Raw genomic sequence first — 13,920 nt, 5'->3', positions numbered from 1 at the left:
GCTTGAACCGCGGAGATGGGGAGCATGGTTGCGAAAGTACCCAAGTCGGCATTGGAGCATCGAACCGGTTCGAGCGCGCAGCCGCATGACGACGGTCCCGTCGGCGCCACCGAACATTCGTGACCGGCTTGTGCTCGACTCAGAAACTCCCGCCTACCGTGGTCGACCGGATTTCTCGCTCGCCCGTACGGCAAGGGCGCGGAAGCGGTCGGCGCGGAATGGGGTGAGTTCGGATGGCCTGTGCCCTGAGGTGATGTACTCGGCCATCGCCGCGCCGGTCACCGGGGCCAGGGTGATGCCGAGCATGCCGTGCCCGGTGGCCGTGTAGGCGTTGGACAGGCCGGGCAGCCTGTCGAGGACGGGCAGCCCGTCGGGCGACATGGGCCGGCCGCCGACCCAGGGGTCGTGGATCAGCGCAATGAGATCGTCGGGGCTGTCGTACCACCGGCCGAGGTAGTCGCGGCTGGCACGGGCGATGGCGACGATGCGCCGCCGGTCGAGCCGCCGGTTCGTCCGGTGGTCTCCGTCCACGAGAGAGCACCGTGATCTTCCGCATTCTGATGAGAAATCCTGATTTATCTCCTCATTTCAGCAGGAGGAAATCGAGCACGTGAGCTCAGGCGCACGCCGTACGGCTTACGTAGGGTGGCGCCGGAACCTCGGGAGGTCGCGTGACCACAGCACTCGGTGCCCTGTTCGACAGACCGCGAGAGAGCCGGGAGCGGATCATCACGGCGATGCGCCATCGCCTGTTCCCGTTGCCGGACCGCGGATCCAGCTTCTTCATCCACCTCAGCGAGCTGTGCCCGGTCGCCTGCGAGCATTGCATGTACTCGTCGGATCTGAACCGGAAGTCGACGAAGGACTCCCTGTCCCCGGACGAACTCGACGCGGCCATCGGTTTCATCGACGAATCCCGCTCCGAAAAGCTCAACATCACCGGTGGCGGTGAACCCTTCCTCAAGTTTCGAAGTGTTCTGCGGCTTCTGGAGCGGGTCAACGTACCCCGGATCGAAATCGTCACCGCCGGTTACTGGGGCACGAGTGAGAAGAGAACCGAGCGGCTGCTCCGTCGTATGGACGAGGCCCTGCTCCGGAACCCCTACCGGCCGGTGGCGATGCTGCGCCTGAGCATCGACCGCTACCACATCGACGCACCGCGGCCGGTCCGGATCGAGCACTACGGCACCATCACCCGGGTCTGGCGGCGGCTGTCGCCGGGATTCGGGCTGGGGTTCCGGAGTATCCAGCCGGATATGGACGTGGTCGACAAAGCACTCGCCGCCGAGCTCGGGGCGACGATCGAGCCGGTCAACGAGTGGAACCGCTCTGTGGTCATGGACGACGGGCGGGTGCTGCCCATCACGTTCAACGTGTTCCGGCTCAGCGGCAAGGCCGCCGCACTCCGCGACGACCTGTCGGCCGAATCCCAGACCATCAAGGAGTATTACGCCCCGTACGAGTCGGGGTCCAATCGCCTCACCTTGGCGACAAAGGTCAACGACGCCATCCGGGGCACCTACGCGGCGAGCACCGGTGTGGCGGTGACGATGGACTCCGACGGGACTTTCTGGATCTTCGGCGGTACCGCCCCCGATCGGCGGCTGACGTTCAACGGCCAGTCGTTCACCGCCGCCATGACGCACTTCTTCGCCGATCCGATCACGCATCTGCTGGTGGAGGAGGGGCTGTGGTATCTGGCCGATCTGGTCGACATCCTGGATCCCGCCACCCACGCCGCCGCCCTCGGCAAGAACGACGTCGCGGCCCTGGTTGAAGACCTGCTCGCCCCCGAGGACGTCCGGCTCGCCGTGACCTTGCTCGCGGCCCGCTGGGCCGTCGCCCGCGGACGCGTGTCCTTCCCCGGCGATCTGTGGATCCAGGAGATCGCCGAAGGCACGGACGACCTCGCGGCCCGGTGCGCGACCGCGATCCGGGAGGGGAGACGCCATGGCACGGCGGCATAGGGTCGCCGACCCGGGTGGGGTGTATCGGACGCTCAGAACCACCTCGGTCCCCTCGGACCAGGCCCGACGTGACGTCTTCCACCTGAGTCACCTGCTGGGTGCGGCGGCGCGCGACCGCGTCCGGGCGGCCGCGGGCGAGGAGGCGGCCGTGCTGTGCGTGGTCGTCCTGCGCGGGGGTCTGCTGCTCTACCCCGGGTTCGGGCAGGCCTTCGCCGAGGCCGACTTCTCCCTTCTCGGGATGCGCCGCCGCGACGACGGCGTGGTGGCCTGCGACTACATGACGACCCCGCACCGGGACACCTATGCGGCCGCCGTACTCATCGACTGTGTCGCGGCTACCGGGCGCACCCTGCTGACCGCCCGGGACATGCTGGCGAAATCCCAGGTGACCGCCGCCGCATTCCTCGCCGCGGTGGTCTGCTCCTCCGCGCAGGCGACCCGGACGCTGCTCGGGGAAGGCGTCGACGTCCTGGGGATCAGCCTCGACGAGGAGCTCGCCGGCGACGTGGTGGTTCCCGACCTCGGCGCGATGGACGCCGGGGACCTGTTCAGCGGCCTCTCCCGATTCCACAACGCCGTCGCGGGATGAGCGGCGCGCCGCCGGGGAAGGGGCAGCCGCATACCGGACGCCACGTCATCGCGCCCGTCTACCTGGCCGGATTGTCGGCCGGGGTCGCCTTGGGCCGCTTCATCCCGCTGGAAGCGGGTCTCAGGGCCGACTTCGGCCTCTCCCCCGTGGAGTTCGGCTGGCTGGTGTCCATGATCACCGTGGCGGCCGCGCTGCTCGCCATGCCGGTCGGGGTCCGGCTCGCCCGCGGCGATCTCGGTGCCGTACTCGCGGCCGGGCTGGCCGTCATGCTCGTCGCCGGAACGATCCAGGCCGTCGGTTCGAGTTTGGCAGTCCTGTACGGCGCCCGCGCGCTGGAGGGCCTGGGCTACCTCCTCGTGGTGGTCACCGGGCCGCTGGTCCTGGCCGCATGCTGCGACCCGGAGACCGAGCGGGTGGGACTCGCCGTCTGGAGCACCTTCATCCCGGTGGGGATCGCGCTCGCCGCGGTGGCCGGAGCCGCCGGGAACGGGTACGGCTGGCGCGCCGCCGCCGGCCTGACCCTCCTTCCGTGCGCGCTGGCGTTCGGCGCGACCTGGCCGCGGCTCCGGGGCACCGTCGAGACATCGCAGGACCAGGCGGCGCCTACCGGCGGTTCCGGCCCGCTCACCCTGCTGTCGCTGGGTTTCTCCCTCATCGCGCTGCTCAGCGTCTCGGTTCTCGCCCTGCTCCCCGGGCTGGGTGCCGACCAGGGGGTCGGCCCGGCCGCCGGCGGCACCGTCACGGCCGTGGTGTCGCTGGCGAGCGTGCCCGGCGGACTGCTGGCCGGGGGGCTGATGGCGAAAGGCGGACGTCCCCGATCCCTGGCGATGACCGCCCTGGTCATGCCGGTGGCCGCGCTCGCCGTCTTCTCCGCGAACGCCTGGTGGGCCGTCACCACCGGTGCGGCCGTGCTGCTGGTGGCGAACGGGCTGGTGCTGGCGGTGATGTACGCGACGGTGCCCCTGCTCGCCGACAGCCCCGGCCGACTGCGCCAGGGCTACGGGCTGCTGGTGCAGGCCGGGAGCGTCGGCACCGTGCTCGGCCCGCCGGCCTTCGGCCTGGCCGTCACCCAGGTGGGGTGGCTCGCCGGGATCTGGCTGGTCACCGTGGTCACCGTGCTCGGGCTCGGGCTGTTCCTGGCCGCCGCCCGCCGACGACCGGACGGATCCTGACCCTCATCCGCGTCCGGGCTGATCCCGGCTCATCGGAACCGTCGGAACGCTGAACCCGGACTGGTAGGCGAAGGAGACGAGCTGGGCCCGGTCCCGCAGCGCCAGTTTCTGCCGCAGGTGGTAGATGTGGGAGCGGACCGTGGTCACCTGAACCGACATCTGTTTCGCGATCTCCTGGTTGGACATGCCCCGGGCCACCATCCGCATGACGTCGGCCTCCCGGGGGGTGAGCGAGGCGAGCGCCTGCCGAGCGGGGGCGATGGGCTGGGCCTTCCGCCAGAACAGCCAGTCGATCAGACGCCTGGTCACCTCCCCCGAGGTGGCCGCCTCCCCCGAGGCGAGTGCCCGGATCGCCCGCTTCATCTCGTGCGGCGCCGAATGCTTGGCCAGATAGCCGTACGCCCCCACCTCCAGAGCCCGCATGATCGACGCGTCGTCGAGCTGCGCGCTGAACACCAGGATCTCCGGAGGCGGTGGGGAAACCGAACCGGTCACCCGGGCGGCCAGGTCCAGCCCCGAGATACCCGACAACTCCACATCGGTGATGATGATCTCCGGCGAATGTCGGCGGGCCAGTGAAAGCGCCTCCCAGCCGTCCCCCGTCGTCGCCACCACCTCGATGTCGGCCTCACCGGCCAGCAAGCTCACCAATCCGTCGCGTACGACGGGCACGGGGTCGCATATGAGCACCTTGATCGCCACCGCCTCAAGACACCAGACCTGACACCACCGGTCAAGAGCACACGGTCCCGCGGTGCTCCACGAGCCCGCCCGGAACGAACGTCGTCGTGGCGGCGGACCAGGACGGGCGGGCCCGCCGAGTCGGCGGCGGGGCGATCACCGGAGCTCTGAAGCCACCCGTCCCCATGGCACCCAAAGCTCTCGGCCTCACCATGCCAAATCCCGGCAAAGAAACCTGCCCCAACAAGTCACCACCAAAACCAGAAAACCACTCTAATAGCCCTCCGATTTCTTCAATGAACCGACAACCATTACAAAGGCCAATCGAATCGGAGAATTTATCTTCTATCGTTGTTCTCTATCGGCCCGGAACCGCCGTGCGTACATCGCCGGCGGCTTCTGAACCGAAAGGGGGAATCCTATGCAGAGGCTGTCACGCCTTGTGCTGCTGGGCCCGGCCATGGTCGCCGGGCTGGTCCTCGGGACTCCGGGAGTATCCCAGGCCTCCACCACGACCACCTCGACGACGACGGCACCCGCCCTCACACAGGGCACGACGACCACCGCCACCACCCTGGACTGCAAGTGGAAGGGCAAGTGGTGGTGCTGCTGGGAGCACGACCACTGGAAGTGCTGGAAGAAGAAGAAGCACAGCGATTGGGATTGATGAGAACAGGCACCACCGGCGGTGACGGCACGGTCTGAACAGGTGCCGTAGGACCGGACAGGCGGCGCCCGCATCCCACCCGGCAGGGAAACCGCCGGGCGACGGAGCGGGCGCCGCGCCGGTCGCCGGTATTCGTCTCCCACGTTTCCATCGGCTGTTCTCTATCGGGCCGGAACCGCCGGGCGTACATCGCCGGCGGCTCCTGAACCGAAAGGGGGAATCCTATGCAGAGGCTGTCACGCCTTGTGCTGCTGGGCCCGGCCATGGTCGCCGGGCTGGTCCTCGGGACTCCGGGAGTATCCCAGGCCTCCACCACGACCACCTCGACGACGACGGCACCCGCCCTCACACAGGGCACGACGACCACCGCCACCACCCTGGACTCCACGTGGCAGGGCTGGAAGAAGGACAAGCACGACGACCCTCATCGTCACCGCGGTCATCATCACCGCAACCGTCACCATCACCACCATCATCACCATCACCATCACCACAACCACCACCATGATCATCATCACCACAACCACCATGGCTGACCGCCATCGTTGATCGGGGAGTAGGGCGGCCCCGCCCCCTATGGGCGGTGTGAGGTTCCGTGCGGCCCGCCATCGACGGTCGGACTCGGCGACGCCCGTACCCCGCCCGGTAGGGGACCACCGGGCGGGGGCATCGCGTCGATCAGCGCGCGCCGAGCAGTTCGGCCACGGCCACGGCGGCGCCGGGATACCTGGCCTGCAAGGCCATGACCTCACCGTGCTCGGCCCCACCCGACGGGGTGGTCGGCCGCCAGCCCGGCTCGCAGCCGAGCAGCTCGGCGACGGCGTCGCACGCGGCCGGGTGAGCGGCGAGCAGCCCGGCCGTCTCGGCGGCCGAGGGCGGCACCGCCGTGAGCGACGCCTTGGCCGTGCCCGGCTCGGCCCGTACCGCCCACGGGGGAACCCAGGTGTCGACGGAGGCCAGGTCGGCCGGGAAGGTCCGGCCGGCTTCCCGGATGAGCGTGGGCACATGCTCCTGCCCGTGCTCCCGCAACGTCGTGATCAGTTTGGGCAGCCACGGCAGCAACACCGCGTCGGGGAGGGCGCCGAACGCCTTCGAGATCATCTCGACGGTGAACGGCGCCAGCCCGGGAACCGGCTCCAGCGCCTGTACGAACCCGCTCAGATAGAGCGGGAACGTCGGCACCACCAGCGGGTTCGCCAGCAGCTCGTCGCAGCGTGACCGCAGCTCGGCGAGGGGCAGCAGCCCGAGCCGGTTCCTGGCCGCCCACACCAGCGCCGTCTTCGCGGGGGCTTCGGGATGTGACTGCCGTACGGCGAGTTCGAGCTGGGCCCGATCGCAGCCGAGGGCGAGCGCCAGGCCCTCCATGGTGAAGAGGAAGCCGAGCATCGCGGCGATCTGCCGGACACCGGTCTCCTCGTCGGTGAAGGCGGTGGGCAGCAGCGTGCAGTAGTGCGCGTATCCGGTGGTGACGAACGACGCACACCATTCGGGCAGCTCCGGCCGGGTCGCACGATAGTGGGCGAGCAGCCCGCGGATGCGACGCAGCACCTCGGGGGCGTCGTCCACGGTGCGCTCCGCGGCGAGCAGCTCCACGGCCCGTTCGCCGAGCTCGTCGGTGAACCGGCCGCCGCCGAGGTAGAGGATGGAGTCCTCCACCGCTTGGAGGGCGACCGCCGCCGTGGCCTTGGGGTCGTGGACGCTCTGCCGGAGGCGGCCCCGCAGCACCTGCTCGATGGTGACGCCCTCGTAGCCGAGCTCGATGAGGGAGCGCTGGTACTCGCCGATCGCCAGGTCCCAGCTCTCCTGGATCGGCCGTTCGCCGAGCCGCCGCGTGCCCATGATCGGGCGTACGGCGCGTTCGGGCATCAGCCGGCGCAGGATCCAGAGCAGGTCCGAGCAGGGCACCAGCTCCGGGTTGGCGGTGAGGTCCAGCAGCGCCCGGTGGACCTTCCGCGTACCGAGTTCGAGGCCGAGCGGCTTGAGCCGGTCGTACACGTCCTTGGCCAGCGGCGGCATCGCCTCGTACCCGACCTGGCCGATCCGGTCGCCGCCGAGCAGGATCTCGCAGAGGCGGCGGACGTCCCGCCGGCCGGGCACCGTGTCCTTCTCGATGCAGGTGACCGCGGCGTCGGCGAAGTCGTACGGCGTGGGACGGCCTCTGCCCCGCAGCCCGGCGAGCAGGATCGACGTCTCGAACACGGCGATGGCGTCCGCCGTGCTCGCCAGGTAGCCGTTGCGGCGCGCCAGCCGGACGATCTCCACGCACCAGCCGAGCAGCTCGGCTTCGTCCAGTTCGTCCAGGACCGGCGGCCGGGCCAGGAAGCCGGAGAGCCGATCGACGACCGGCTCCCGGGAGACCGGGGCCGCCGCCTTGGTCCCCTTGCGCGGCTTCTTGGCGCCTTGCTGGCCTTCGAGCACGTACGGCGACACACGGTGTCGCTGCACCGCCTTGGCCCAGGTGGCCGCGGCGATCGACACCGAGCCGGAGGCCAGGCCGAACTGGGCTTCGATGGCGGAGTGGCTGGAGGGGATGAGTCCGTACAGCCACCGCGTCGCGGTCCGCGGGGCGATCTCGAAGGTGTCCGCGCCGGAGAGGCCGAACTCCTCGACCCGGCTCGCCGCGTGGAAGGCCCCGCAGACGTACAGGCAATCCCCGGGGTCGGTTCCGGAGGCGGTGAGATGCTCGCGCATCCGCGTCCACATGTACCGTTCGCGGGCCTCGTCCCGATCGCCCCGGTCGTCGTGGTTCGGGCGCAACCGGCGGAACAGACTGCCGATCATCACCATGACCTGGCGATAGGTGTCGTAGTCCGCGTCCACCAGCGGCTGTTCGACGTACTGGTCCCACCATTCGGACCAGTGCCGGACCTTGCCGTGGTGGAGCAGGTACGCCTCCAGCTCGGCGAACCGGGGCCGCAGGTCGCCGATCTCGACGCCGACCGCGTCGCCGTGCAGCGCCTCCTCACCCGGCTTCTCGGACTTATCCGATTTGTCGGGTTCGGCGGGCAGCCACTGGAAGACGTGGTCCACCGAGCGGTCCACCAGCACCAGCTCCACCCCCGGGGTGTCCAGGGCGTAGGCGATCGCCTGATACTCGGCCGAGGCCTCGGTGACGGGTGCCACCACGCTGAGCGGCCCCGACTCGTTCGGGAATCCGTCGAGCTCGGAGGCGAACGCCTGCAGCGCCACCGGGAGACGGCACCGCCGGAGCTCGGTCAGGAGCGGCTGAAGATCCTCGCACAGCTCCAGGTAGACGACTTTCGGCTGCTTCTCGCGCAGGCGCCGTACCATCGCCAGCCCCGACGCCGGGGAATGGTGGCAGACCGGGAAGATCTCCAGCTTTTCGGCGAGCGCCCGGTCGACGTCGTCGACCATGCCCGACAGGATGCCGGTGAGCGCGCCGGGGTCGTCGGCGAAGGCCGCCGCGGCGTCGAGGAGCTGTTCGCGGAGGGCGCCGAAGGGGCTCGGGCTCATGAGAGCGTGGCGATGGCCTGGCGGCCGCCCTCGAGGAACTCCGGCCACTCCCCGCCGTCCTTCTTGCTCCGCGGCTCGACCACACCGTGCCAGTACTTGTTGAGGATGGCCAGGTCCTCCGGGCTGCGGCGCGCCAGCGAGCCCACCAGCGAGGAGGCGAGCGTCCCGGCCCGCAGGGTGCGGTCGCCGAAGAAGTGGCTGTGCAGGATGGCGTCCTCCAGCACGCCGATCTGCTCGGCCGTGGACAGCGCCGACTCCAGTTTCTCATCGTCGCTGCCCGCCGAGGCCGCCGCGGTACGCAGGTCGGCGAAGCTCTGCAGCAGGATGTCCAGGAGGGTCGGCGGCAGCTCCAGCTCGATCCGGTGCCGCTTCAGCAGTTCGACCGTGCGGAACCGCACGATCTCGGCCTCGCTCCGCTTGTTCGTCACCACCGGGATCCGGACGAAGTTGAACCGGCGCTTCAGCGCCGAGGACAGGTCGTTCACCCCCCGGTCCCGGCTGTTGGCCGTGGCGATGATCGAGAATCCCGGCTTGGCGAAGACGATGTTGTCGTCGTCGAGTTCGGGGATCGACACGTACTTCTCGGAGAGAATGGAGATCAGCGCGTCCTGCACGTCACTGGTCGACCGGGTCAGCTCCTCGAAGCGCCCGATCACGCCCTGCTCCATCGCGGTCATGATCGGCGAGGGGATCATCGACTGGCGGGACTGCCCCTTGGCGATCACCATGGAGACGTTCCACGAGTACTTGATGTGGTCCTCGGTGGTCCCGGCGGTGCCCTGGACGACCAGGGTGGAGTTACGGCAGATCGCGGCGGCGAGCAGTTCGGCCAGCCAGCTCTTGCCGGTGCCCGGATCCCCGATCAGCAGCAGCCCCCGGTCCGAGGCGAGGGTGACGATGCTCCGTTCCACGAAACTCCGGTCGCCGAACCACTTCTGCGGGATCTCCCGGTCGAGCCCGTCGGAACGCTCCGACCCGAGGATGAAAATCCGGATCATCCGGGGGCTGAGCCGCCAGGAGAACGGCTTGGGCCCGTCGTCGACCGACTCCAGCCAGTCGAGCTCCTCCGCGAACTTCATCTCGGCCGGTGCACGCAACATGTCTGACATTTCGGAAATATCTCCTAAGCGAGGAAGTTTTTGAGTTCGGTGACGAGCTTGCGGATGTGACCTGAGATCACCGGGGTGCCCAGATCCTTGAACTTCTGGCGGAACCAGGGATCCACGCTCTGGTGACCGGAGCTGTTCACCGAGCCGACCGGGATGAACCGCACGCCGGACCGATGCACCGCCTCGATCTCGGTGTAGAGCGGCTGGGACCGGTTGAACTCGTAGAAGTCGGAGATCCACACCATCACGGTGTTCTTCGGCTCGGCGATCTTCGGCCGGGCCATGGCCATCGCGACCGGCCCGTCGTTGCCGCCGCCGAGGTTGGTCCGCAGCAGCACCTCGAACGGATCGTGGATCCACGGGGTGAGGTCGATCGCCCGGGTGTCGAAGGCGATCAGATGCACGTCCACCTTGGGCAGCCCGGCGAAGATGGACGCCAGGATGGTGCAGTTCACCATCGAGTCGACCATCGACCCCGACTGGTCCACCACCACGATCATCCGCGCCGGGGTGGTCCGCTTCGCGGTCTGCCGGTAGAACAGGCGGTCGACGTAGAGCCGCTGGTCCTCCGGGTTCCAGTTGGTGAGGTTCTTCCAGATCGTGCGGTCGAGGTCGAGGTTGCGGAACACCCGCTTCGGCGGCACCGACCGGTCGATCGTCCCCGCGCTGCTCTGCTGCACCTGGGTACGGAGGACCTCGGCCACCTCGTCCACGAACCTGCGGATCAACGCCTTGGCGTTGGCCAGGGCGACCCCCGACAGGTTGGACTTGTCCCGGAGCAGCTGCTCGATCAGGGACATGCTCGGGGTCAGCTGAGCCGCCAGCTTCGGATCGGCCAGCACCTCCCGCAGACGCATCCGGCGGACGAGGTCGCCCTCCAAACCGGCCAGGGTGCCCGCGAGCCCCTCGCATCCGGGCTGGGCCTTCAGCCCGCCCCGCTCCGCGCCGAGCGCCTCCTCCAGCCAGCCCGCGTCCCGCTGCCAGTCGGCGAGCTGAGTGGCCGTGACGCTGCCGGACCCGGTGGCGAACACATTGAGCAGCAGCTTCGACGCGAGCGCGGTCCTGCGGACGTCGATCGCCGGGTCCTCGTCCTCCCCCGGCGCCATCACACCCTTCAGTTCGGCGCCGAGATCCGGGAAGCGCTGGACCAGGTTGTCGACCGAGACCGAGGGGTCCAGCAGCGCGGCGGGCAGGCCGAGGTCCCGTACCACGGCCATGGACGCCGACTCCAGCGCGGGCTGCTCCTCCGGGGAGAACAGCCTGGACAGCAGCCGCCAGCAGAGCACCTGACGCCGGTTCGCGGCGGCGTCGATCATGGAGTCACTCATCGCCGCAGCAACCGTCCCGCCCGCTCCCGGAGCACCGCCACCGCGTCCCCGGCCTTCGCCTCGGCCTTCACGACCTTGGGATCGGTGGGTCCCATCGCCCAGTCTCCGGTGTGCGCCTCGGCCGGCTTGCGCTTCACCGTCGTCTGCACCGCGAACGGCTGCAGCGACCAGCGGCCGGCGTCCCACCGCATCAATCCCAGCACCGCCGAGGCCGCGGCCACCAGCTCGGGGGTGAGCGGACCGCAGGCCGGCAGGCGGTCGACCGCGACCGGGATCGAGGTGTCGTTCAATCGGAATTCGACGCTTCCGTCCTGCTCGACGAACGCGGTGAAGCCTTCCACCAGCACGGGTTCGGCGATCCGCACCGGATGGCGGTCCAGCGGCGGCACCGCCGGGGCGAGCGCACCGGCGAGCTGGACCCGGGCGACGGCGAACGGGTCGGCTGCCTCGCCCGGACGCGCCCGCTCCTCCTGCCACACCAGATCGCCGCCCGCTGTCAGCGGCATATCGGCGACCTGCAGGCTGCGGCGTTCCGCCAGCGCGCCCATCAGCACCGGGTATCCCGCGAGCAGCCCCCACACCGCCGTTCCCACGATGGTGTCCACCTTGGCGGCGGCGACACTCGTCCGTACCAACCGCGGCCGGGACTCCCCGGAGACTTCCAGCAGGCCGTGGACCTGCACCTGGACCGCGGTGCCGTGCTCGTGCACGTCCACGCCGAGGATCAGCAGACGCCCGGTGACCCCTGCCGCCTCCTGGACTCCGGTACGTCCTTCGGGGTGTGACAGCAGGACGGCCCGCGCCCACAGGTCGGCCCACCGCCGAGCCGGTGGCACGTCCATCGTCGCGATCGGAGACGACGCCCGCAGCTCGGCGGCGAATCCGTCGAGCAGCACGGCCAGGCCGCGCAGCCCGGGCTCGGCGAGCAGGGCCTCGACCGTCTGGGAGGAGGCGGAGACCAGGTCGTGGTCGACCCCCCGCCATCCGGTGATGGCGAGCTCGCGCAGCCACGACCGGCTCCCGGCGAGCAGGTTGTCCGGCGCCGACGCCGGCGCGGACAGCCCTGCCCACTCGGCGCGAGTCCGCCCCAGAGCGGAGTCGAGCCGGTCCAGCAGCGCGTCGTGAACCGCGCCGAACAGCGCGGTCCGGCCACCGGCCAGCGCCGTCAGGTACTCGTCGGCCACGGAACCGTTCGCGATCTTCTCGACGGCCTCGCCCAGCCGGTCGCCAAGCGGCGTGCCCGCCATCGCCCCGGCCAGGGCGGCAAAGGCCGTGGCCCGTTCCTCCCCCAGCCGGCCCAGCCCGTGCACGAGGGCGTCGTCGAGGCCGGCGACCAGGTCGAGGGCCTCCTCGACCCCCGGCGGAACCTCGCCCAGAAGTTCGGAAAGCTGTATTCCCAGCATCAGCGGACCGCCCCCGTGGCCGGGAACCACTGCAGGTCCGCGATGGGCTCCGTGGTCGCAGGCACCTCCAGGTAGGCGAGGTGGCGCAGGAAGCGGCTGAACACCGTGGCGGCCGGGATGGACTCCGGTCCGCCCTTCAGCACCCGGATCAAGTCGCCACCTGTGGAGTCGCCGTCCCCCGCCTCGACCCCCAGGTACCGGGCGACGCGCTCGAAGCCGTACTGCAGGACCGCCTCGGTGGCGAGCGCCACCAAGTGCTTGCACGGCCTCGACCCCAGCCCGCCGCAGGGCCGGTTGTTGTTCGTGGAGCAGTTGAAGCCGTGGGTCTTCGCGGCGATGGAGGAGACGTAGACCCGGGCGATGTCCGAACCGCTGGACACGACGCCTTGCAGCCGCCCGTCGGCCAGCTCGACGAAGGGCACCTTCGCCAGTTTGCGCCGCTGGATCGGGGGGATCACCGGCACCACACTGCGCCGATCCCACGCGGTTCTGTCCGCGTTCACGTGTGTCCACCTCCAGTCTGACCATGCGAAACCGACGGCGGGCAGGCCGAGGGAGACGCAAGGCGGTCGATCGTTTTCGGGCGAACACCCGATGTGCGAATCAGAATGGCGATCTCCACCGACAAAACGACGACCCTCATGCGGATGCGTCGTCTCGGTGGCGACCCATCGGCCTTCCTGAGGTCCCGAAGGCTACCGCGCATCCCGCGGCAGCCGTACAAACATGCACAAAACACCACGGACTAATGGTGTCGACCTCGGCCGGAGATCCCGATCACCTGCACCGACCGGTCCGGAAAGGTGTCAAACCTCAGCCGGGTAGGAATACGGTCGGCTGCCGGGCGTTCCTGGGCACATCGAACCAGGCGAGCTGCGCGTCGATATGAGCGGCCATACGGCGAACTTGCATAGGCAGGCCGACCGGGTCCGCCGTCACTTGGTCGTACAGGTCAGAAGTCCATGCCGCCGGACGGATCACCGATGGGGCCTTGTCCTTCTCCGGCTTCTCGGCGATGACCACCTCGGTGGTGAGGAACAGCGCCGGGATCGAGGCGGCGTTCCGCAGCGCCGAGCGGGTCACCTTGGCCGGATCGATGATTCCCGCGTCGAACATGTCGACGTACTCCCCGGTCGCGGCGTCGAGCCCGTGGCCGGGGTCCAGCCCGCGCACCCGCTCGACCACGACGCCGCCTTCCAGACCCGCGTTGACCGCGATCTGCTTCAGGGATTCCTCCGGAACACGCTTGACCAGCAGTGCGCCGGTGGCCTCGTCACCGACCAGGTCGATCTTCTCGAACACCGTGACCCCGGCCTTCGGCAGCGCGGCCCCGCCCCAGGGGACGACGCCCTTCTCGACGGTGGTGGTGGTCTCGTCCCCCGCGACGTCGCCGGTCTTCTTGGCGACCTCCTTGACCAGCTCGGCGCCGTACTTCAGCCGGGTACGGGGATGCCTGGCCGTCTGGTGGGATCGCTCGAACTCATCGGTGAGGTGATATTGCCATGGGTGCGAAGGCGGAGCACACTCTGG

Annotated in this window: 12 protein-coding genes and 1 pseudogene; 4 read left to right on the top strand and 9 right to left on the bottom strand. The window is 69.5% G+C overall.

Annotated elements, in window-relative coordinates:
- Positions 1-153 precede the first annotated feature (153 nt).
- Positions 154-531: an NAD(P)/FAD-dependent oxidoreductase gene (locus RUR_RS10175; protein ID WP_283134703.1), complete on the bottom strand. Its 378-nt coding sequence runs from the start codon at positions 529-531 to the stop codon at positions 154-156.
- 140 nt (positions 532-671) lie between these two features.
- Here RUR_RS10175 and RUR_RS10170 point away from each other — a divergent pair, with 140 nt between their 5' ends.
- The 3 genes from RUR_RS10170 to RUR_RS10160 are packed head-to-tail and all read left to right on the top strand — an operon-like array spanning position 672 to position 3,728.
- Positions 672-1,967, top strand: a complete 1,296-nt coding sequence (locus RUR_RS10170; protein ID WP_283134702.1) for a radical SAM family protein — start codon at positions 672-674, stop codon at positions 1,965-1,967.
- On the top strand, positions 1,951-2,556 hold the full coding sequence (locus tag RUR_RS10165; protein WP_283134701.1) for a uracil phosphoribosyltransferase: 606 nt from the start codon (positions 1,951-1,953) through the stop codon (positions 2,554-2,556). The genes RUR_RS10170 and RUR_RS10165 overlap by 17 nt, the downstream gene beginning before the upstream one ends.
- Positions 2,553-3,728, top strand: a complete 1,176-nt coding sequence (locus RUR_RS10160; protein ID WP_283134700.1) for an MFS transporter — start codon at positions 2,553-2,555, stop codon at positions 3,726-3,728. Before RUR_RS10165 ends, RUR_RS10160 begins: the two co-directional genes overlap by 4 nt.
- 3 nt (positions 3,729-3,731) lie before the next feature.
- Here the strand turns inward: RUR_RS10160 and RUR_RS10155 are convergent, their stop codons facing one another.
- Complete coding sequence (locus RUR_RS10155; protein ID WP_283134699.1) at positions 3,732-4,430, bottom strand: response regulator; 699 nt, start codon at positions 4,428-4,430, stop codon at positions 3,732-3,734.
- A gap of 400 nt (positions 4,431-4,830) precedes the next feature.
- Here RUR_RS10155 and RUR_RS10150 point away from each other — a divergent pair, with 400 nt between their 5' ends.
- Positions 4,831-5,076, top strand: coding sequence for a hypothetical protein (locus tag RUR_RS10150; RefSeq protein ID WP_283134698.1), 246 nt, complete (start codon positions 4,831-4,833; stop codon positions 5,074-5,076).
- 236 nt (positions 5,077-5,312) lie between these two features.
- Here the strand turns inward: RUR_RS10150 and RUR_RS10145 are convergent, their stop codons facing one another.
- From RUR_RS10145 to RUR_RS10115, 7 genes and pseudogenes are all read right to left on the bottom strand, one after another.
- Positions 5,313-5,606, bottom strand: a complete 294-nt coding sequence (locus RUR_RS10145; protein WP_283134697.1) for a hypothetical protein — start codon at positions 5,604-5,606, stop codon at positions 5,313-5,315.
- Positions 5,607-5,754: 148 nt separating this feature from the next.
- Positions 5,755-8,550 carry a DUF5682 family protein gene (locus tag RUR_RS10140; RefSeq protein ID WP_283134696.1) on the bottom strand — a complete coding sequence of 932 codons (2,796 nt, stop codon included), beginning with the start codon at positions 8,548-8,550 and terminating at the stop codon, positions 5,755-5,757.
- Positions 8,547-9,659 (bottom strand): ATP-binding protein, encoded by a 1,113-nt coding sequence (locus tag RUR_RS10135; protein ID WP_283134695.1) that lies wholly within the window; start codon positions 9,657-9,659, stop codon positions 8,547-8,549. Before RUR_RS10135 ends, RUR_RS10140 begins: the two co-directional genes overlap by 4 nt.
- A 14-nt stretch (positions 9,660-9,673) precedes the next feature.
- Positions 9,674-10,987, bottom strand: a complete 1,314-nt coding sequence (locus tag RUR_RS10130) for a VWA domain-containing protein (protein WP_283134694.1) — start codon at positions 10,985-10,987, stop codon at positions 9,674-9,676.
- On the bottom strand, positions 10,984-12,390 hold the full coding sequence (locus RUR_RS10125; RefSeq protein ID WP_283134693.1) for a hypothetical protein: 1,407 nt from the start codon (positions 12,388-12,390) through the stop codon (positions 10,984-10,986). Before RUR_RS10125 ends, RUR_RS10130 begins: the two co-directional genes overlap by 4 nt.
- Complete coding sequence (locus RUR_RS10120) at positions 12,390-12,893, bottom strand: hypothetical protein (protein ID WP_283134692.1); 504 nt, start codon at positions 12,891-12,893, stop codon at positions 12,390-12,392. The genes RUR_RS10125 and RUR_RS10120 overlap by 1 nt, the downstream gene beginning before the upstream one ends.
- Before the next feature lie 449 nt (positions 12,894-13,342).
- Positions 13,343-13,749 (bottom strand): annotated as a pseudogene (locus tag RUR_RS10115) (TCP-1/cpn60 chaperonin family protein); the annotation flags it as partial.
- Between the last annotated feature and the right edge of the window lie 171 nt (positions 13,750-13,920).

Origin of the sequence: Rhizohabitans arisaemae (genome assembly GCF_025996515.1) — a bacterium.
GTDB classification, from domain to species: Bacteria; Actinomycetota; Actinomycetes; order Streptosporangiales; family Streptosporangiaceae; genus Rhizohabitans; species Rhizohabitans arisaemae.
This window is presented reverse-complemented; position numbering and strand designations above follow the sequence as displayed.